Genomic DNA, 19,735 nt, shown 5'->3' with positions numbered 1-19,735 from the left:
TTTTGCGTCTATCGATCGCCATCGTGTCGCGACGCATGCCTTCTTGCGCATTCGCGCGCGCATTGAACCTGCCGCTCCGTACGCGCACCCGATTGAGCCGCCTTCCGATTTATGTAATGATATCCATTCTCATTTTCATGTTGCCCGGGCGGCGCGCATTCCCGGCGCGCCGCCCGTCGTTTTGAACGAATGGATATCTTCGCGTGAACGCGCCCGAAACGATCGACCCGCCCAAGACGGGCCTGCCGCGCGCCGGCGTCACCGTGCTGCACCCGGCGGGCCGCCCGCTGAACGACGACGAGCTCGCCGCGCGCCGCCGGCGCTCGCGCCGCGCGACCTTCATCAAGTGGCTGCGCAAGGTGCACGGCTGGGTCGGGCTGTGGGGCGCGGTGCTCGGGTTGCTGTTCGGCGTGACGGGCGTGGTGCTGAACCACCGCGCGCCGCCGCTGAAGATCTCGACCGGCGAGCCGCAGGTCGAGGAGATGCAGATCGCGCTGCCGGATCCGGTGCCGAAGACGCCCGCCGCGATGATGAAGTGGCTCCAGCAGGAGCTGCATTTCGACGGCAAGCCGGGCCGCATGCGCAAGGAGCCCGCGCAGGCCGTCGCGTGGGGCGACAAGCGCGTGATGCAGCCCGAGCACTGGCAATTCGGCGTGTTCGGGCCGCACCAGAACCTGCAGGGCGAATACTGGGTGGGCAACGGCTACGTGTCGGTGAAGCGCACGGGCAACACGTTCCTGACGACGCTGAATAACCTGCATCGCGGCGTCGGCATGAATCTCGGCTGGGTGCTGCTGATGGATACGATCGCGGGCTCGTTGATCCTGCTGTCGTTGACGGGCGTGCTGCTGTGGACCGAGCTGAACAAGCGCCGCACGGTCGGTGTCGTGCTGGTGGTCGGTTCGGTCGCCGCCGCGCTGGCCGCCGGCCTGACCTGACCGACGGTCGCGCCGGCCGGGGCCAGCGCCCGGCGCACGCGCGGCCGCCCGCCGCCGCGGGTCAGAGCCCGCAGGCTGCGCCGCTGTTCGCCGCGATTTCGCGCGCGGCCTTCGCGCCTTCGACCTGCAGGATCGTCGGCAGCGACACGTTGTTCTTCGCGGCGGTGATTTCCGCGAGGATCGAGATCGCGATTTCCGGCGGCGTCCGGCTGCCGATGTAGATGCCGGCCGGCCCGTGCAGCCGGGCCAGTTCCCCTTCGCTCAGATCGAATTCGCGCAGCCGCTCGCGCCGCGCCGCGTTGTTGCGCCGCGAGCCGAGCGCGCCCACGTAGAACGCGGGCGTCTTCAGCGCCTCCATCAGCGCGAGATCGTCGAGCTTCGGGTCGTGCGTGAGCGCGATCACGGCCGAACGCGCATCGAGCTTCAGGTCGAGCACCGTATCGTCGGGCATCGTGTGGACGACGCGCGTGCCCGGCACGTCCCACGCATCCGTGTATTCGTCGCGCGGATCGCAGACCGTCACCTGATAGTCGAGCCCGACCGCGATCTGGCACAGATAGCGCGACAACTGGCCGGCGCCGATCACGAGCATCCGGTAGCGCGGCCCATGGATCGTCACGAGCCGTTCGCCGTCGAACGCGAGCCCGTCGGCCGCCTGCGCGGGCGACAGCGACGCGCGACCGGTCGCCAGCGTCATCGTGCGCGTGACAAGGCGGCCGGCCTCGACTTCCGCGCACAGCGCCGCGATCCCGCTGTCGCGCGTGAGCGGTTCGAGCACGAGCTGGATCGTGCCGCCGCACGGCAGCCCGAAGCGGTGCGCTTCCTCGGCCGTCACGCCGTACTTGAGCGCTTCCGGGCGCGCATCGGCCGCGATGCCGCTCGCATGCACGCGGGCGATCAGGTCGTCCTCGATGCATCCGCCGGACACGGAGCCGACCACCAGGCCGTCCTCGCGCACCGCGAGCATCGCGCCTTCGGGGCGCGGCGACGAGCCCCATGTCTTCACGACCGTCACGAGCAGCACGCGGCGCCCTTCTTCGAGCCAGCGCGCGCTGGATTTCAGTACATCGAGATCGACGCTTTCCATCGTGTTTTCCTGTTGCCGGACGGGCCGCCGCGCGGCGCCGTCGTTCGATGGCGGGATTATGAACCGCTCGGCGCGCGTGTGCAGGCGGCGCGCGGGCCGGCGCCGGCAAATCCGGACGATCGGGCAAGAGATCGCGACGATCGGACAGTGATCGCGCGCTGGCGGAGGGTTCGGGGAAAGAAGGTGTGCGGGGCCGCGACGGGCCCCGCGTGGGTTCGTCATGGCGCGCCGCGGAGGCGCCGCCATGACGGCGCTCAGTGCGCGTCGGGGTGACCGTGCGCGAGCTTCGAATGGTGCCGCGAGTACAGGAAGTAGATCACGAGGCCGATCACGAGCCAGATGCCGAACGCGGCCCACGTGACCGGCTGCAGGTTCAGCATCAGGAACAGGCACGCCGCGACCGCGAGGATCGGCACCACGGGCACGCCCGGGCAGCGGAACGCGCGCGGCAGCTCGGGGTGCGTGCGGCGCAGCACGAGCACGGCGATCGACACCATCGAGAACGCCGCGAGCGTGCCGATGTTGATCAGCTCGGCGAGCACGTTGAGCGGCACGAGCGCGGCGATCAGCCCGAAGAACAGGCCGACCAGCCAGGTGGTCAGGAACGGCGTCGCGAAACGCGGATGCACGCGCGACAGCGCCGCCGGCAGCAGCCCGTCGCGCGACATCGCGAAGATCACGCGCGTCTGGCCGTAGCTCATCACGAGGATCACGGTCAGCATGCCGAGCACCGCGCCGAGATCGATGAAGCCCGCGACCCACTTCTCGCCGGCAACCTGCAGCGCATACGAGATCGGGTGCGAGATGTTCGCGTACTGGGCCGACGGCACGATGCCGGTCGCGACCGCGGCGACCGTCACGTACAGCACCGCGCACACCGCGAGCGACGCGATGATGCCGATCGGCAGATCGCGCTTCGGGTTCTTCACTTCTTCGGCCGCCGACGACACCGCGTCGAAGCCGATGAACGCGAAGAACATCACGGCGGCCGCGCCGAACACGCCGTTCCAGCCGTGCGGCATGAACGGCTTCCAGTTCGCGGGCGTCACGTGGAACAGGCCGACCGCGATCACGAGCAGCACGACCGACACCTTGATGAACACCATGATGTTGTTGATGCGGGTCGATTCGCGGATGCCGATCGACAGCAGCGTCGTGATCACGATCATCACGAGGAACGCGGGCAGGTTGAACCACGTGGTGACGCCGGGCACCGCGCCGGGCGCGGCCGTCAGCACGGTCGGCAGCGACAGCCCGAAGCCCTGCAGCAGCGATTGCAGATAGCCCGACCAGCCGACCGACACGGCCGACGACGCGAGGCCGTACTCGAGCATCAGATCCCAGCCGATGATCCACGCGACGAGCTCGCCGAGCGTCGCGTACGAATACGTGTAGATCGAGCCGGCGACGGGGATCGACGACGCGAACTCCGCATACGACAACGCGGCCAGGCCGCACGCGATCGCGGCGATCACGAACGACAGCATCAGCGCGGGGCCGGCCTGAACGGCGCCGGTGCCGGTCAACACGAAAATACCGGTGCCGATGATCGCGCCGATGCCGAGGAACGTGAGGTCGATCGCGCCGAGCGCTTTCTTGAGCCCGGCGGCTTGCGCGCCGGCGATCATGCGATCGACGTTTTTCTTGCGGAAGAGAGACATTGCGGATGAATCGCCAGCACGCGCGGGCACGGCGCGCCGACTGAGTGAAAACCGATAATTTTAGCCGATTTGGCGTGCAAGCCCCGTTGCGGTGCAGCGGCGCGTCGCGGAATCGTCCGAAAAAACAAGCGTTTGCGCGCGACACGGGGTGAAACGGAGGCGAAGCGGGCGCGATCGAGCGCGGCGCGGCGCGGCGTTCGCCGCGTCGCCGGATCGGACGAATGCGGGGCTGGCCGGGCGATCAGGCGCCGGCCGTGGGCGCCATGTCGACGAGCCGATTGCTCATCACGTAGAACGTGAGTTCCGCGTTGTTCGACAGCCGCATCTTCTCGAGCAGCCGCGACCGGTACACGCTGACCGTCTTCACCGACAGCGACAGCGTGTTCGCGATATCGGTGAGCCGCTTGCCGGACGCGAGCATGCAGAGCGTCTGGTATTCGCGATCGGACAGCTTCTCGTGCGGCAGCGGTTCGTTCTCGAACGACACGTATTCGGCGAGCGCCTCGGCCATCGCGGGGCTCACGTACTTGCGGCCGGCCGCGACCTGCTGGATCGCGCCGATCATCTGCGCGGCGTTGACCGTCTTCGACAGGTAGCCAGCCGCGCCGGCCTTCAGCGCGCGTACCGCGTACTGGTCCTCGCGGTACATCGAGAACATCAGCACCGGTGCACGCGTGAGCTTGCGCTTGAGGCGCTTGAGCACCTCGATGCCGTTCGCGTCGGGCAGCGAGATGTCGAGCAGGATCACGTCGAATTCCTGCTTGTCGACGGCGGCCATCGCGTCGCCGCCGGTCTCGGCCTCGGTCACGTCGCGCGCGATGCCGCGGTCGATCAGCAACTGGCGGATCCCTTGCCGGACGATCGCGTGATCGTCCACGAGCAGGATGTTCAGGCTCATCGCGACCTCACGAAAGCGACGTGCGGCGTGCCGCGACCGGCACCGCGAGCAGCGAATCCCACGCGAAGCGTGCGGTGACGCGCGTGCCGCGGCCGGTGGCCGGCGTGGCCGCCTCGAAGCTGCCGCCGAACGCCTCGCACCGGGCGCGCATGCCGGCCAGGCCGTAGCCGCTGCGGCGGCGCTGGGCGAAACCGGTCCCATCGTCGGCGACACTGAGCGACAGGTGCGTGCCGTCGGTGGCGATCCGGACGTCGACCGACGTCGCGCGGGCATGTTTCGCGACGTTCGACAACGCTTCCTGCGCGACGCGGAACACCGCGAGCGCGCTTGCGCCGGCGAGCTGCGTCAGGCGGGCGTCGGCCGCGCACACGAAGCTCGTGCGCAGGCCCGTGCGGGCCGCATGGGTGTCGATCCACGACGCCAGCGCGCCGACCATGCCGGCGTCCAGCGCCGGCGTGTCGCGCTCGTCGATGAGCCGGCGATTCGCGTCGGTCGCGGCGTCGAGCGCCTGCTGCGCCAGCGCCAGCGCGCGCAAGCAGCCTTCCGGCGCATCGGCCGGCAGCCACGTTTGAACGTTTGCGAGCGCGAAGCGGGCGGCGGTCAATTCGGCGCCGAGCCCGTCGTGCAGCTCGCCGGCCAGATGGCGGCGGGCCGCTTCGTCGGCGGCGAGAAGCTGGGCGGAAAGTGCCGCGATCCGTGCGGCGGACGCGTCGCGTTTCGACGCGGCGTCGGCCGTCGACGGAGCAGCAGCGCGGCCAGGCATGCGCTGCCGCGACGGGAACGGGGCGTGGGCGCCCGAGGGCGCGTTAAGCGACGTATCCATGACTCTCCCTGCTGTCAGAAAGCGGTTCAGACACCGGCTGGCTGCGTGGGCTGGCTGCCGTTTCGATGACGGTCGCCGCCGGAGAATCGCCCCATGCCGAAGTAACAAAAGTTACGTCTTGTAACACTTGCATCCGACCCTTTCAAGCTCATCCAAACGGCAACCACGCGCGCCGAATAATATCTCAAAATTTCTGAAAAGGTCATGTCAGGCGGACATTTAAGGGTAAATGTGAATAATCGGAATGAAGGTGTTGTAGGAAAAACACTGACACCCGAGCACCCGGGGATGACGTATCCAAATGTAACTATTTGAGATGGAATGGTCCCAGTTTGTTACGAATTCGCCAAGTGCGGACGAAAAAAAACCGGCGCTTTCGCTCCGGTTCTTGATGACGCGCAATGAGGGCCTGTTCCCGTTATTGGCGGGAACAGGCCCGAAGGGGATCGATCAGTCCACGAACGCGCGCTCGATCACGTAATGACCCGGTGCGCTGTTCTTGCCTTCGACGAGGCCGGCCTGCTTCAGCAGCTCGGTCGTGTCCTTCAGCATCGCGGTGCTGCCGCACAGCATCACGCGGTCGTTTTCCGGCGAGAACGCCGGCACGCCGAGATCCGTGAACAGCTTGCCCGTCGCGATCAGGTCGGTGATCCGGCCCTCGTTGTCGAACGCTTCGCGCGTGACCGTCGGGTAGTAGACGAGCTTTTCCTTGATGATGTCGCCCAGGTACTCGTGGCCCGGCAGGTCGTGCTTGATGTAGTCCATGTACGCGAGCTCGCCCTTCAGGCGGCACGTGTGGGTCAGGATCACCTTGTCGAAGCGGTCGTAGATGTCCGGATCGCGGATGATCGACATGAACGGCGCGAGGCCCGTGCCCGTCGACAGCATCCACAGCGTCTTGCCCGGCAGCAGGTTGTCGGCGACCAGCGTGCCCGTGGGCTTCTTGCCGATCAGCACCGTGTCGCCCACCTTCAGGTGTTGCAGGCGCGACGTCAGCGGGCCGTCCTGCACCTTGATGCTGAAGAATTCGAGATGCTCTTCGTAGTTCGGGCTGACGATCGAGTAGGCGCGCGCGAGCGGCTTGCCGTCGACTTCGAGGCCGACCATCGTGAATTCGCCGTTGTTGAAGCGCAGGCTCGCCTCACGGGTGCAGGTGAAGCTGAAAAGCGTGTCGGTCCAGTGATGGACGGATTGGACGGTGGCGGTGTCGTATTTGCTCATGGCTTTGAAAACGGACGCGCGTGGCGAACGCGTGTAACGGGCCCAAAAAATGGGCAAAAACCGAGTGCGACGGCCCGATCGCGGATCGGCCGGCTGGCGCGTCGGACACGCGCCTTCTCGATGACAGACGTTTGAGGAACTGGTTATTTTACCCTGTCGACGCGGATCGCGGGCTTGACCCCCGCGGCTGCGCGGATTTGGCGCAACATATCCTTTCAACATGCTTTCGCTGGTCGGCCGCGTGATTCGCGGCGCATGCGGCGCGTGCCGGCGGCGCCGTGACCGGGGCGCCGCCGGCCGCGCGCGTTACTGCGGATCGAGGCGCAGGCGCGCAATGTACGGCAGGTGGTCCGACAGCCACGCGGCCTCGCCGGACGGCGCGCGCCATTCGAGCGGCGTCAGGCCGCGCACGAACATCTTGTCGAGCGCGAGCGCCGGCGAGAACGCGGGGAACGTGCGGCCCGATTCGCCGAGCAGCGTCGCGACCTCGGACAGCCCGATCTCGCCGAACAGCGCGACCGAATCGTTGCGCCAGTCGTTGAAGTCGCCGGCGAGCATCAGCGGGCCGTCGCCCGCGTTGCGCTCGATCCAGTGCGCGATCCAGTGCATCTGGCGCAGCCGCGCGGCGCGCGTGAGCGCGAGGTGCGCGCACAGCAGCGTCACCGGCCGCGCGCCCGCGAGCGTCGCGCGCGCGACCAGCAGCCCGCGCCGCTCGAAGCGGTGCGCGGAGATGTCCCAGCGGCCGCCGAGGTCGAGCGGATGCGGCGACAGGATCGCGTTGCCGTGCCGCCACGACGGCTTGAACACGTTCGGCCCGAGTGCGATCTGCCAGTCGAGCGCCTGCGCGATCTCGGTGGCCTGGCAATGCCACACGTCGTCGACCGTGTCGTCCATCGGCGCGCCGAAGCCCGGTGCGAGCATCGGGCGCGGCATGCGGCGCGCCATCGCTTCCTGCAGGAAATACACGTCGGCGTGGGTCGACTGCATCCAGTCGCGCATCGCGTTCCACGCGGTGAAGCCGAGCGGCGAGCGCCCTTTGTGCAGGTTCCAGCTGACGGCGGTGATTTCGTCGGGCGCGGCGTGGGGCTCGGCGAACGGCAAGGAGAGGGCGTCGGCGGACATGACGTTCAGTCCTTCGCGACGTGCGCGCGCACGCGGTACACGAGATGCGGATGCTGCTCGACGAGCGTCCAGTCGGTCCAGGCGTCGCCGCCGACCGCCAGGCCGGGGTGGCTCGCGACGATTTGCCGCGGCGACGCCGGCACGCACGGATCGCTACGCGTCGCGTTTTCGTCGTCGAGCGTTTCCTGCACGTCGAGCCCGAGCGACACGGTGTTCGCGCTGACGTCGACGGCGAGCGGCGCGACCGTCACCGAGCGCGCGCGCTCGGTCGGCACGACGCGCGCGGCATTGCCGCAGCCGACCGGCACGGACGACGGATAGCGATGGGTATCGGTGCGGGACTGGCCCACGGTGGTGTTTTGCTGGAACGTGTCGATCGTCTGACCGTCGCGCACCACCTGGATTTCCCATGCGACGACGGCCGGCGCGGGGCTCTGCGCATGGGCGGCGAGCACGACGCTCGCAAGCAGGACGGCCAGGCCGTGTTTCAGCATGAAACGTCTCCGGAAACTCGGGAAAAGCGGGGAACGGACGCACATCTTACGCCCGATCGATTTCGGTCGCGATGTGACGGGACGTGCCGCGCCAGGTTCGCAGCACGATGCGGTCCTGCTCGGCAGGTAGGGCCGCGTCATGCATTTTCAAGCGAAAAAGCGCGTGAACTCGGCGACGCTCGCGCGCTCGGTGACGAGCCGGTTCTCGATCGCGTCCGGGTCCGCATGGCCGAGCGACATCCCGCAGACGAACTGCTCGTTCGCAGGAATGTCGAGGTGTTCGGCGACGATCCGGTGAAACGGCACGAACGCCGCCTGCGGGCACGTATCGAGGCCGCGGGCACGCGCGGCCGTCATCACGCCTTGCAGGAACATCCCGCAGTCCAGCCATGCGCCGTGCGTCATGACCCGGTCCAGTGTGAAGAACAGCGCGACCGGCGCATCGAAGAAACGGAAATTGCGCGCGTGCTGCGCATGCATGCGCGCCTTCTCGTCGCGGCGGATGTTCAACAGGCCGTACAGGTCCCAGCCGACCTTGCGGCGCCGGTCGATATACGGCGACACCCATTCGCGCGGGTAGTAGTCGTATTCGGCGACGTATTTCTCGTCGCGCGCGGGGTCGTCGTAGGCGGCGGTGAGCGCGGCGGCGAGCGCGTCGCGCGTGGCGCCCGTCGCGACGTACACGCGCCACGGCTGGATGTTGGTGCCCGACGGCGCGCGGCTCGCGGCTTCGAGGATCGCCTCGATCGTGTCGCGCGGCACAGGCGTCGGCAGGAACGCGCGGACCGCGCGGCGCGACTTGAGCGCGGCGTCGACGGCATCGACGGAACGGATCGCGTCGGCATCGACGCGCGGGGAAGCAGCGGGGACGGGCATCGGCATACACCTTCGGGCGGCGCGGCGTCAGGCGAAGTGCGGGGCAGTGTGCGAGCGGCGCGCCCGCCGCGAGGGTCGTGAACGTTCGATCATACGCCGCGGCGCGCGGCCGTGCAGCGGGCGCGCGCTGTTAGCAGCAGACGCCCCCGGCTGCTTGCTTGCACGGCGATGCGGGATCGTTACACTGAAAATCGTAAGGGTCTGATGAGTGTGTGACGGCAAGTGCAGCGAGGTGGGTATGACGACGGCGATGGTGAAACAGGAACTGGCGGTGGCGTCCTTCAGCACGGTGTACGACCTCGAGCAGGTCGAGACGGCGCTGAGCGACCTGAACGAGAGCGCGAGCGACGCACTGCGCTCGACCTACGAGCGGATGCTCAAGACGGGGAATCTGCGCTTCTGCGTGAAGCCGAACCGGATGCCGTCGTTCGACGCGCTCGGCGAAGCGCTGCCGAATTTCGGCGAGCCGCTCGACGACGTGCGCAAGCAGATCGCGCTGTGTCTCGAAACGGAGGATCGGCTCGAACTGATGCCGATCCTGCTGCTCGGGCCGCCCGGGATCGGCAAGACGCATTTCGCGAAGGCGCTCGCGCAGTTGCTCGGCACCGCGTACCACTACGTGCCGATGAGTTCGCTGACGGCCGGCTGGATCCTGTCGGGCGCGTCGTCGCAATGGAAGAACGCGAAGCCGGGCAAGGTGTTCGACGCGCTCGTGAACGGCAGCTACGCGAACCCGGTGATCGCGGTCGACGAGATCGACAAGGCCGGCAGCGATGCGCAATACGATCCGCTCGGCGCGCTGTATGCGTTGCTCGAGCACGACACCGCGCGCGCGTTCGTCGACGAATTCGCGGAAGTGCCGATCAATGCGGGCAACGTGATCTGGATCGCGACCGCGAACGACGCGCAGGCGATTCCGGAGCCGTTGCTCAACCGGATGAACGTGTACGAGATCGCGGCGCCCGATGCGGCCGGCGCGCGCCGGATCGCGCAGACGATCTACGACGAGATCCGCACGTCGCATGCGTGGGGGCGGCGCTTCCCGGAGACGCTCGGCGACGATGCGCTCGACGTGCTGGCCGCGACGCCGCCGCGCACGATGCGCCGCGCGCTGCTGCAGCCGTTCGGCGCGGCGCGGCTCGCCGGCCGCGACGTGATCGGGCCGACCGACATCCGCGCGGACGAAGGCGCGGCGAAGCGCCGGCCGATCGGCTTCTGACGCCGTCCCGCGCGCCCGGCTGCGGTGTGCGCGGGGCGTGCGTTGTGCGCCCGGCCACATCGTTGTCCACACCACCATCCGTATCGTCGCGACGCGATGCGCACGTGTTCGGCAAGCGGGCGAACCGGGACGTACAATTCTCTTCTCTCCCTTCGACGCGCGAGCAGCGCGAAAAGCCATGGAGCAGACGGATTGTGTCGTGATCGGCGCGGGTGTCGTCGGTCTGGCGATTGCGCGCGAGCTGGCCGCGCGCGGACGTGAAACGATCGTGCTCGAGGCGGCCGACGCGATCGGCACGGGCACGAGTTCGCGCAACAGCGAGGTGATTCACGCGGGGCTCTACTATCCGCGCGGGTCGCTGAAGGCGACGTCGTGCGTGCACGGGCGCGACCTGCTGTACGAATTCTGCGACACGCATCACGTGCCGCACCGGCGCACGGGCAAGCTGATCGTCGCGACGAGCGCCGCGCAGGTGAAGCAGTTGAAGGCGATCGGCGCGCGCGCGGCCGAAAACGGCGTGCTCGACCTGCTGCCGCTCACGCGCGCCGAGGCGCAGACGCTCGAGCCCGCGCTCGAATGCGTGGAGGCGCTGTTCTCGCCGTCGACCGGCATCGTCGACAGCCACCAGCTGATGCTCGCGCTGCTCGGCGATGCGGAGCGCGACGGCGCCGTGTGCGCGCTGCAATCTCCGGTCGAGTCGATCGACGTGCTGCGCGGCGGGCGCTTCAGCGTGCGTACCGGCGGCGCCGCGCCGACCGAGATCGACGCGTCGTGCGTGATCAACAGCGCGGGGCTCGGCGCGCAGGCGCTCGCGCACCGCACGCGCGGCCTCGATCCGCGCTGGGTGCCGCCGCTCTATCTCGCGCGCGGCAATTATTTCAGCCTGTCGGGCCGTGCGCCGTTCTCGCACCTGATCTACCCGATGCCCGATCGTGCGGGGCTCGGCGTGCACCTGACGTTCGATCTCGGCGGGCAGGCGCGCTTCGGCCCGGACGTCGAGTGGTGCGATGCGCTGCGCTACGAAGTCGATCCGGCGCGCGCGGGTGCGTTCTACGCGTCGATCCGCGCATTCTGGCCGGGCCTGCCCGACGACGCGCTGCAGCCGGCGTACGCGGGCATCCGGCCGAAGGTCGCCGGGCCCGGCGAGCCGCCGGCCGACTTCATCGTGCAGGGCGCCGCTCAACACGGCGTGCGCGGGCTCGTGAACCTGTTCGGCATCGAGTCGCCGGGGCTCACCGCGTCGCTCGCGCTCGCGCAGCGCGTCGGCGACATGGTGTCGCGCGCGTGACGCACGGCCCGCCTCCGCGCGGGCCGGCCGCGGGAAGCCCGTGTGAAGCCCGTGTGAAATCCCTTATCTCCGGCATTTCGGCGCGCACATTTATTCGCTTGGCGGTTATTCTGTTGGACGCCGTCGCCAGAACGGCTTTCAAACCGATAACGTTGGAGCGAGTCCCCCATGAAAACATCCCGTCGGAGTTTCCTGATTACGAGCGTCGGCGCCGTGTCCGCGCTGGCGCTGTCGCGCGAAGCGCTGGCCGATGCGCCGATGCTGTCGGAAACCGATCCGACCGCGGTGGCGCTCGGCTACAAGGCCGATGCCACGAAGGTCGACAAGACGAAGTACCCGAAATACGCGGCGGGCCAGGATTGCGCGGCCTGCATGCTGTATCAAGGCAAGAAGGGCTCGGCGTCGGGCCCGTGCGGCGCGTTCCCCGGCAAGCAGGTGTCGGCGAAGGGCTGGTGCAGCGCGTTCTCGAAGATGGGTTGAGGCCCGTGCGGCATCGTGCGATGCCGCAATGCGGCGAAAACCGCAACACGCTCGCCTTCCAACGATGGCGGGCGTTTTTTATTGCTTGAAAACGGTTCCCGCGTGCGGGACGCGGTTACGCAGCGCAAGGCACTTCGATACTGCTTCGGAGGCGTTCTGCCCAGCAATACGGGATGTGGCTGGATCGGCTATCGCTTCGACGTGTCACGCATGTCTTACGGAAGCTGTGCGGCGAGTCGATCGTAAAGGGAAGGCGGAAGCCCGATCGTCTCGAGGTTGTCGCCCTTGGGATAGATCAATGCGTCCTTTGTCCAGGTCAGGCTGACCAACGTCCCGGAGGTATCCCGGTAGGTTCGCTCGGCAAGCAGCCGCGTGACGTCGTTGCTGTACAGCCTCAGAATGATCGTGTCTCGGAAGTAGCAGTATTGCGCGACGTAGCGGCCGTCAGGCGCGTACTCGGTCACTTGATCGCGGGGACTGCAGGCGCCTCGCAATCGTGCGTCAAGCCAGTATCGCCACGCCATGCCAAGCACCATGAGGACCGCGAGTGTGATGACGACGCGCCGGACCGATGCGAAGACCATTCGGCTGGCTCGCTGCGTTTGGCCGGCTTGACCCGACCAGATGAAGCGTAGCGCGCGAATCATTGCGATCGATGCAATCACGATGGAAACGCTCGCGAATATCAGAACAAGCGTACCGATACCAATGGATTCTGCGGCGGCACTCATGAAAACTCGATCTCGATGGGTTCGGGGAGGGTTACGCAGCGATAGTCCGAGAAGATGACGAAGTCACCGCCGCGCCGGTGCCGTAGCTGCCACTCGCGAAACGACTTGTTTCTGACCGGATAGTAGATGTTGCCCCGGGACCGCTTGCCTTCGGCGACGACGGGATAGTCCAGCCAGCGAATGCCGGCAATTCCGGCTGCACCGGTCGCCAGCACGAGGACGACGCGCTTGTGGTTCCAGTGTCCGAGATATTGCGACTGTTCGCCGGTCCGGTCGGAAAACGTATAGTTGTCGCGTACGTAAAGATAGATCGACGTGATCGTTGCGTGACGCGCGTCGCGGTCGAATTCGGCATAGGCGACGGCCGCATAGATGTTGAACGACCCCAGCGCCCCCGTCAGATCATCCGGTAATCCGCTGTTGGTCAGCCGTTGGAGGATGAATTCGTCGAGCTTTTGGCCAAACGTACTTTCAACGCCGGCGAACTGAAACTGGAAGCGTTTGTGCAATTCCGCCAGGTTTCCATTGCAAAGCGCCAGCGCGTCGATCGTCGTATCGGTCATACTGACACGGGACAAGCACCGGCGAAGTGATTCGACAGCCCGTGGCGTAGTGAGCCGTTCACGTTGTTGTAGCGCGTTGTATTGCGCCCGTGAGGGTATTTGAGAACCCATTCGAGCTTGACGGATTTCATGTCGTACATGTCGGGGGGATAGGGTTGGCCCTCCTGATTGATGCATAGTGCCTCGTCCCTGTCGGTCGGCGAATAGTTCAACGCTCCGGCAAACCATCGCTCCATCAACCTCGCCGATACCGGCATGAACAGTCTCCGCATTGCCCCGGGGATTTCCTGGATGTCCAGTGGCGCGATCGTCGGGTCCTTTTCGTGCTCTGCAGGTGGCGCAGGCGCGGAGCGTGCCGGTTCTTGCGGCGTATCAAGCCATTTTTTGAATCGCCCCAGGGCCTCGGCAGCGGCCACGAGGGCGTTCAGTGTGTTGTCCACGCGATCTGCGCGAGTCAGGCGCTTGACGGGCTGGGGGGCTTGGGAGCAGCGGGCAACGGCGGTGGCGCCTTGTTCATCGATAGCTTGGCGTCGTGGGCGATTTCGCAGCCTTCGATGCCTTCGCATCGAGCCCATTTCCATAGCAGCCTGTTAGCCTTGTAATAAGGAATTTTGTCGTTATCCATGATGGTGCCCGAGCAAAATTGTTGTGACCGGCCAACGTTCCGATACATGTCGAACATCGTGTGATCCGGCGCGTGGAATCGCATCGGGCGAAAGTTAATGGAAAGGAATGGCGCGGGAAATCAGACAAGGACGAAAGCGTTGTCTCCGCGCACGACTGACACCACGCGAATGGGTGGGATCCGTTGCACGGCTGGCGTGTTCTCGACGGAGCATGTCCGCTCGATCGTGCGATGCCGCAATGCGGCGAAAACCGCAACACGCTCGCTGTCGTTCGGTGGCGGGCGTTTTTTATTGCTTGAAAACGGTTCCGTCGCTTTCTACACTCGCTGCACACCAGCGCGCCGCGGCATCCCGCGCGCCGAACCGCCCGACACGGCGAATTCATGAGGACGAGGCACGCATGGCGACGATTGCGAATTCAACGAAATTGACCCGGCCCGAGCGTGCGCTGAACCGGCGCGCCGTCGTGGCCGCCGTGATCGGCAATGCGCTCGAGTGGTACGACTTCACGGTGTTCGGCTTCATGACGGTCGTGATCGCCGAGCTGTTCTTCCCCACCTCGAGCGAATACTCGTCGCTGCTGCTCACCACCGCGACGTTCGGCGTCGCGTTCTTCATGCGCCCGATCGGCGGCATCGTGTTCGGGCTGTACGCGGACCGTGCGGGCCGCAAGGCCGCGCTGTCGCTGGTGATCCTGCTGATGACGGCCGGCATTTTCCTGCTCGCGATCGCGCCGCCCTATGCGGCGATCGGCATCGGCGGCCCGCTGCTGATCGTGCTCGGCCGCCTGCTGCAGGGCTTTTCCGCGGGCGGCGAATTCGGCAGCGCGACGGCCCTGCTGATCGAAGCGGCGCCGTTCTCGAAACGCGGTTTCTACGGCAGCTGGCAGATGGCGAGCCAGGCGGGCGCGCTGCTGATCGGCGCGCTCGTCGGCGCGGCCGTCACGCGCGGGCTGTCGCACGACGCGCTGCGCAGCTGGGGCTGGCGCGTGCCGTTCGTCCTCGGGCTCGTGATCGGCCCGATCGGTTTCTACATCCGCCGTCATCTCGCGGATTCCGAAGCATTCCTGCATGCGCAGCAGAGCGCGCGCCGCGCGACGCTCGGCGAAGTGTTCACGCGCCACCCGCGCGAGGTGCTGTGCGGGCTCGGCTCGGTGATCGCGCTCACCGTGACGATCTACGTGCTGATCAGCTATCTGCCGACCTTCGCGGTGAAGCAGCTGAAGCTGCCCTATGCGGAATCGTTCTACGCGGTGATCGTCGGCAACCTGCTGCTGATGGTGCTGTCGCCGATCGCCGGCGCGTGGTCGGACCGCATCGGCCGCAAGGGGCTGTCGCTGTGGTCGCTGGCGCTGACGCTCGCGCTGATGTATCCGCTGTTCGCGTGGCTCGACGCGGCGCCGAGCATCGGGCGGCTGATCGCGGTGCAGGCCGTGCTGTCGGTGACGCTCGCGGGCTACTACGGGCCGTTCGGCGCGATGATCGCCGAGCTGTTCCCGGCCAACGTGCGCTCGACCGGGCTGTCGATCGCGTACAACGTCGCGGTGATGCTGTTCGGCGGCTTCGGCCAGTTCATCGTCACGTGGCTGATCAAGGTGACCGGCACGCCGCTCGCGCCGACCTATTACGTGATGGCGGGCATCGCGCTGTCGATCGTCGCGGTCGCGTTCGTGCCCGCGCGCAACGCCGACCTCGACGCGCCGGCGTGACGACATGACGATTTGACGACGGTCATCGCATCGTTTCGTAAAACGCAATGATGTGCTGCAGAACGCGGGGAAACGGTGCGTCGCCCCTTCGTGTTCGCACCCGAATTGTTTAGTCGTCGAACGAAACAAGCCGCGAAATGAACGAAATTGTCGCTCGCGCGCGTTGTCGCATTTTTTACCCCCACTAAAAATCGGCAAAAACCCGCCGGACATCTAGAAGAGTTTTTTCTCCAGCTTGTTGCCGCATCGTTAGCTCAAGTAATATCCGCGTACGCCGGACCCTGGCGGGACCGGTTCCGATCTGGAGACCTGGAGGAAACATGGAATACAACCGTCTGTTGCACACCCTGCGTGTTACCGCCATGGCAGGCGTGGCAGCGGCATCGCTCGGCGTCGCGGGCTCTGCATTCGCACAGATCCCGAACAAAACGCTCGTCTACTGCTCAGAAGGCAGCCCGGCGGGTTTCGATTCCGCGCAATTTACGACCGGCGTCGATTTCACCGCCGCCACGTTCACCGTCTACAACCGCCTCGTCGAATTCGAGCGCGGCGGCACGAAGGTCGAGCCCGGCCTCGCCGAGAAGTGGGACGTGTCGTCCGACGGCAAGGTGTACACGTTCCACCTGCGCCACGGCGTGAAGTTCCACACGACCGACTTCTTCAAGCCGACGCGTGAATTCAACGCGGACGACGTGCTGTTCTCGTTCCAGCGCATGCTCGACCCGAACAACGCGTTCCGCAAGGCGTACCCGGTGTCGTTCCCGTACTTCACCGACATGGGCCTCGACAAGCTGATCACGAAGATCGAGAAGGTCGATCCGTACACCGTGAAGTTCACGCTGGCCGAGCCGAACGCGCCGTTCATCCAGAACATGGCGATGGAATTCGCGTCGATCCTGTCGGCCGAATACGGCGATCAGCTGATGAAGGCCGGCAAGGCCGCCGACATCAACCAGAAGCCGGTCGGCACGGGCCCGTTCATCTTCCGCAGCTATACGAAGGATGCGACGATCCGCTTCGACGGCAATCCTGATTACTGGAAGAAGGGCGAAGTGAAGCTGTCGAAGCTGATCTTCTCGATCACGCCGGATCCGGGCGTGCGCGTGCAGAAGCTCAAGCGCAACGAATGCCAGGTGATGAGCTATCCGCGCCCGGCCGACATCGCGACGCTGAAGGCCGATTCGAACGTCGACATGCCGTCGCAGGCCGGCTTCAACCTCGGCTACCTCGCGTACAACGTCGAGCACAAGCCGGTCGACAAGCTCGAGGTGCGTCAGGCGCTCGACATGGCGATCAACAAGAAGGCGATCCTCGAGTCCGTCTACCAGGGCGCCGGCCAGGCCGCGACCGCGCCGATGCCGCCGACCCAATGGTCGTACGACAAGAACCTGAAGATGGCCGCCTATGACACCGCGAAGGCGAAGGCGCTGCTCGCGAAGGCAGGCTTCCCGAACGGTTTCGAGATCACGCTGTGGGCGATGCCGGTGCAGCGCGCGTACAACCCGAACGCCCGCCTGATGGCCGAGATGATCCAGGCCGACTGGGCGAAGATCGGCGTGAAGGCGAAGATCGTCACGTATGAATGGGGCGAGTACATCAAGCGCGCGCACTCGGGCGAGCAGGATACGATGCTGATCGGCTGGACGGGCGACAACGGCGACCCGGACAACTGGCTCGGCACGCTGCTCGGCTGCGAGGCGATCAAGGGCAACAACTTCTCGCACTGGTGCTACAAGCCGTTCGACGAACTGGTGCAGAAGGGCCGCACGACGACGGGGCAGGACGCGCGCACGAAGCTCTACACGCAGGCGCAGCAGATCTTCGCGCAACAGCTGCCGTTCTCGCCGATCGCGAACTCGACCGTTTACCAGCCGGTGCGCAAGAACGTGGTCGACATGCGTATCGAACCGCTCGGCTATGCGCGTTTCGACGGTGTCAGCGTGAAGTAACCGGGCTGGCGTAAGCTGTCGTCATTGAGAAAACCGGCTTGAAATCATCCGGCGGCGAGGGGCCAAAAGCCCTTCGTCGCCGGTCGCACATTTCCCACAAGAAAATACGAGACGCATCATGTTCAGATTCGTGTTGCGCCGCGTGGGGATGGTGATCCCGACTTTCATCGGCATCACCATCCTGGCGTTTGCGCTGATTCACCTGATACCGGGCGACCCCATCGAAGTGATGATGGGCGAGCGCGGCGTCGATCCCGCGATGCACGCAGAGGCGATGAAACGCCTCGGGCTCGACCAGCCGCTGCCCCTGCAGTACATCCACTACATCGGCCGGGCGCTGCATGGCGACCTCGGCATGTCGATCATCACCAACACGAGCGTCGCGGGCGAGTTCTTCGCGCGCTTCCCGGCGACCGTCGAACTGTCGCTGTGTGCGCTCGTGTTCGCGCTCGCGGTCGGGCTGCCGGCCGGCGTGATCGCCGCGCTGCGGCGCGGCTCGGTCGTCGACCACGGCGTGATGGGCACCGCGCTCACCGGCTATTCGATGCCGATCTTCTGGTGGGGGCTGATCCTCATCATGGTGTTCTCGTCGTATCTCGGCTGGACGCCCGTGTCGGGGCGCATCGCGGTCGAATACGATTTCCCGCACCCGACCGGCTTCATGCTGATCGACGCGCTGCTCGCGCCGGACGAAGGTTCGTTCAAGTCGGCGGTCAGCCACCTGATCCTGCCCGCGATCGTGCTCGGCACGATCCCGCTTGCGGTGATCGCGCGGATGACGCGCTCGTCGATGCTCGAAGTGCTGCGCGAGGACTACATCCGCACCGCCCGCGCGAAAGGGCTGTCGCCCGTGCGCGTGGTCGTCGTGCATGCGCTGCGCAATGCGCTGATCCCGGTCGTCACCGTGATCGGCCTGCAGATCGGCACGCTGCTTGCTGGCGCCGTGCTGACCGAGACGCTCTTTTCGTGGCCCGGCGTCGGCAAGTGGCTGATCGATGCGATCGGCCGCCGCGACTATCCGGTCGTCCAGGGCGGCATCCTGTTGATCGCGACGCTCGTGATCGTCGTGAACCTGGTCGTCGACCTGCTGTACGGCGTGCTGAATCCGCGCATCCGCCACACGAGGTAATTCCATGAGCAATCTGCAAAATACCCTGCCGACCGAATCCGCGCCGGCCGGCGGCCGTGCGCTCGCGCTGCGCGAGTTCTGGGCCAACTTCTCGCGCAACCGCGGCGCCGTCGGCGCGGGCATCGTCGTGATCGTGCTGATCGCAGTCGCCTTGCTCGCGCCGCTGATCGCGCCGCACAGCCCGGTCGAGCAATACCGCGACTACGTGAAGATTCCGCCCGCGTGGCTCGCCGGCGGCAACTGGCAATTCATCCTCGGCACCGACGAAGCGGGCCGCGACATCCTTTCGCGGCTGATGTTCGGCGCGCGGATGTCGTTCTGGATCGGCTTCGTATCGGTCGTGCTCGCGCTGATCCCCGGCATCGTGCTCGGGCTCGTCGCCGCGTTCTTCCAGAAGTGGGCCGACACGCCGGTGATGCGCATCATGGACGTGCTGCTCGCGCTGCCGTCGCTGCTGCTCGCGGTCGCGGTCGTCGCGATCATCGGCCCGGGCCTCACCAACACGATGTTCGCGATCGCGATCGTCGCGCTGCCGGCCTACGTGCGCCTCACGCGCGCGTCGGCGCTCGGCGAGCTGCAGAAAGAGTACGTGACCGCGTCGCGCGTGGCCGGCGCCGGCACGCTGCGGCTGATGTTCTCGCAGGTGCTGCCGAACTGCACGGCGCCGCTGATCGTGCAGGCGACGCTCGGCTTCTCGTCGGCGATTCTCGACGCGGCCGCGCTCGGCTTCCTCGGCCTCGGCGTGCAACCGCCGACCGCCGAGTGGGGCGCGATGCTCGCGTCCGCGCGCGACTACATCGACAACGCGTGGTGGATCGTGACGATGCCCGGCCTGTCGATCCTGATTTCGGTGCTCGCGATCAACCTGCTCGGCGACGGGCTGCGCGACGCACTCGATCCCAAACTGAAACGGATGGCCTGA

General features: G+C 66.4%; 18 protein-coding genes and 1 pseudogene. 8 read left to right on the top strand and 11 right to left on the bottom strand.

Annotation, left to right across the window (positions count from 1 at the left end; all coding sequences use genetic code 11):
- The first annotated feature begins 203 nt into the window (after positions 1-203).
- The gene (locus JYG37_RS01595; RefSeq protein ID WP_050014231.1) at positions 204-938 is read left to right on the top strand and encodes a PepSY-associated TM helix domain-containing protein; all 735 of its coding nucleotides are present in this window, start codon (positions 204-206) and stop codon (positions 936-938) included.
- Between the two features lie 61 nt (positions 939-999).
- Here JYG37_RS01595 and JYG37_RS01590 read toward each other — a convergent pair whose 3' ends face one another.
- From JYG37_RS01590 to JYG37_RS01555, 8 genes are all read right to left on the bottom strand, one after another.
- A complete protein-coding gene (locus tag JYG37_RS01590; RefSeq protein WP_213345827.1) occupies positions 1,000-2,025 on the bottom strand; it encodes an XdhC family protein in 1,026 nt (341 codons plus the stop codon).
- Positions 2,026-2,279: 254 nt separating this feature from the next.
- Positions 2,280-3,686 carry a branched-chain amino acid transporter BcaP gene (gene bcaP / locus JYG37_RS01585; protein ID WP_050014233.1) on the bottom strand — a complete coding sequence of 469 codons (1,407 nt, stop codon included), beginning with the start codon at positions 3,684-3,686 and terminating at the stop codon, positions 2,280-2,282.
- Positions 3,687-3,927: 241 nt separating this feature from the next.
- Positions 3,928-4,584, bottom strand: a complete 657-nt coding sequence (gene rqpR / locus JYG37_RS01580; protein ID WP_124638320.1) for a response regulator transcription factor RqpR — start codon at positions 4,582-4,584, stop codon at positions 3,928-3,930.
- A 7-nt stretch (positions 4,585-4,591) separates the two neighbouring features.
- Complete coding sequence (gene rqpS / locus JYG37_RS01575; protein ID WP_124638319.1) at positions 4,592-5,407, bottom strand: quorum system sensor histidine kinase RqpS; 816 nt, start codon at positions 5,405-5,407, stop codon at positions 4,592-4,594.
- Positions 5,408-5,857: 450 nt separating this feature from the next.
- Positions 5,858-6,628 (bottom strand): ferredoxin--NADP reductase, encoded by a 771-nt coding sequence (locus JYG37_RS01570; RefSeq protein WP_050014236.1) that lies wholly within the window; start codon positions 6,626-6,628, stop codon positions 5,858-5,860.
- Positions 6,629-6,934: 306 nt separating this feature from the next.
- Entirely contained in the window at positions 6,935-7,750 is an 816-nt protein-coding gene (locus JYG37_RS01565; protein WP_089488901.1) for an endonuclease/exonuclease/phosphatase family protein, read from the bottom strand.
- Between the two features lie 5 nt (positions 7,751-7,755).
- Positions 7,756-8,244, bottom strand: coding sequence for a hypothetical protein (locus JYG37_RS01560; RefSeq protein ID WP_050014237.1), 489 nt, complete (start codon positions 8,242-8,244; stop codon positions 7,756-7,758).
- 147 nt (positions 8,245-8,391) lie between these two features.
- Positions 8,392-9,120, bottom strand: coding sequence for a nitroreductase (locus tag JYG37_RS01555; RefSeq protein ID WP_050014339.1), 729 nt, complete (start codon positions 9,118-9,120; stop codon positions 8,392-8,394).
- A 238-nt stretch (positions 9,121-9,358) separates the two neighbouring features.
- Between JYG37_RS01555 and JYG37_RS01550 the strand changes: the two genes are divergently transcribed.
- The 3 genes from JYG37_RS01550 (at position 9,359) to JYG37_RS01540 (ending at position 12,107) form a co-directional block, all read left to right on the top strand.
- Positions 9,359-10,339 (top strand): AAA family ATPase, encoded by a 981-nt coding sequence (locus JYG37_RS01550; protein ID WP_213345826.1) that lies wholly within the window; start codon positions 9,359-9,361, stop codon positions 10,337-10,339.
- A gap of 178 nt (positions 10,340-10,517) precedes the next feature.
- Positions 10,518-11,627 carry an NAD(P)/FAD-dependent oxidoreductase gene (locus JYG37_RS01545; protein ID WP_050014239.1) on the top strand — a complete coding sequence of 370 codons (1,110 nt, stop codon included), beginning with the start codon at positions 10,518-10,520 and terminating at the stop codon, positions 11,625-11,627.
- A gap of 168 nt (positions 11,628-11,795) precedes the next feature.
- On the top strand, positions 11,796-12,107 hold the full coding sequence (locus tag JYG37_RS01540; RefSeq protein WP_213345825.1) for a high-potential iron-sulfur protein: 312 nt from the start codon (positions 11,796-11,798) through the stop codon (positions 12,105-12,107).
- Between the two features lie 215 nt (positions 12,108-12,322).
- On the opposite strand, the gene JYG37_RS01535 is transcribed toward JYG37_RS01540, so the two are convergent.
- The 3 genes and pseudogenes from JYG37_RS01535 to JYG37_RS01520 form a co-directional block, all read right to left on the bottom strand.
- Positions 12,323-12,838: a hypothetical protein gene (locus JYG37_RS01535; protein WP_050014241.1), complete on the bottom strand. Its 516-nt coding sequence runs from the start codon at positions 12,836-12,838 to the stop codon at positions 12,323-12,325.
- Positions 12,835-13,658: pseudogene (locus tag JYG37_RS01530) on the bottom strand (DUF6402 family protein). Before JYG37_RS01530 ends, JYG37_RS01535 begins: the two are co-directional and overlap by 4 nt.
- A 197-nt stretch (positions 13,659-13,855) precedes the next feature.
- Entirely contained in the window at positions 13,856-14,083 is a 228-nt protein-coding gene (locus JYG37_RS01520) for a hypothetical protein (protein ID WP_213345823.1), read from the bottom strand.
- Positions 14,084-14,427: 344 nt separating this feature from the next.
- Between JYG37_RS01520 and JYG37_RS01515 the strand changes: the two genes are divergently transcribed.
- The 4 genes from JYG37_RS01515 to JYG37_RS01500 all read left to right on the top strand — a co-directional run bounded on the left by JYG37_RS01515 (position 14,428) and on the right by JYG37_RS01500 (position 19,735).
- The gene (locus JYG37_RS01515) at positions 14,428-15,735 is read left to right on the top strand and encodes an MFS transporter (RefSeq protein WP_050014243.1); all 1,308 of its coding nucleotides are present in this window, start codon (positions 14,428-14,430) and stop codon (positions 15,733-15,735) included.
- Between the two features lie 320 nt (positions 15,736-16,055).
- Entirely contained in the window at positions 16,056-17,684 is a 1,629-nt protein-coding gene (locus tag JYG37_RS01510) for an ABC transporter substrate-binding protein (RefSeq protein WP_050014244.1), read from the top strand.
- Positions 17,685-17,802: 118 nt separating this feature from the next.
- Positions 17,803-18,813 carry an ABC transporter permease subunit gene (locus JYG37_RS01505; protein ID WP_050014245.1) on the top strand — a complete coding sequence of 337 codons (1,011 nt, stop codon included), beginning with the start codon at positions 17,803-17,805 and terminating at the stop codon, positions 18,811-18,813.
- 4 nt (positions 18,814-18,817) lie between these two features.
- The gene (locus tag JYG37_RS01500; RefSeq protein ID WP_006489141.1) at positions 18,818-19,735 is read left to right on the top strand and encodes an ABC transporter permease subunit; all 918 of its coding nucleotides are present in this window, start codon (positions 18,818-18,820) and stop codon (positions 19,733-19,735) included.

The sequence above is a fragment of the Burkholderia sp. LAS2 genome, from assembly GCF_018417615.1.
In the GTDB taxonomy this organism is placed as follows: domain Bacteria; phylum Pseudomonadota; class Gammaproteobacteria; order Burkholderiales; family Burkholderiaceae; genus Burkholderia; species Burkholderia sola.
This window is presented reverse-complemented; position numbering and strand designations above follow the sequence as displayed.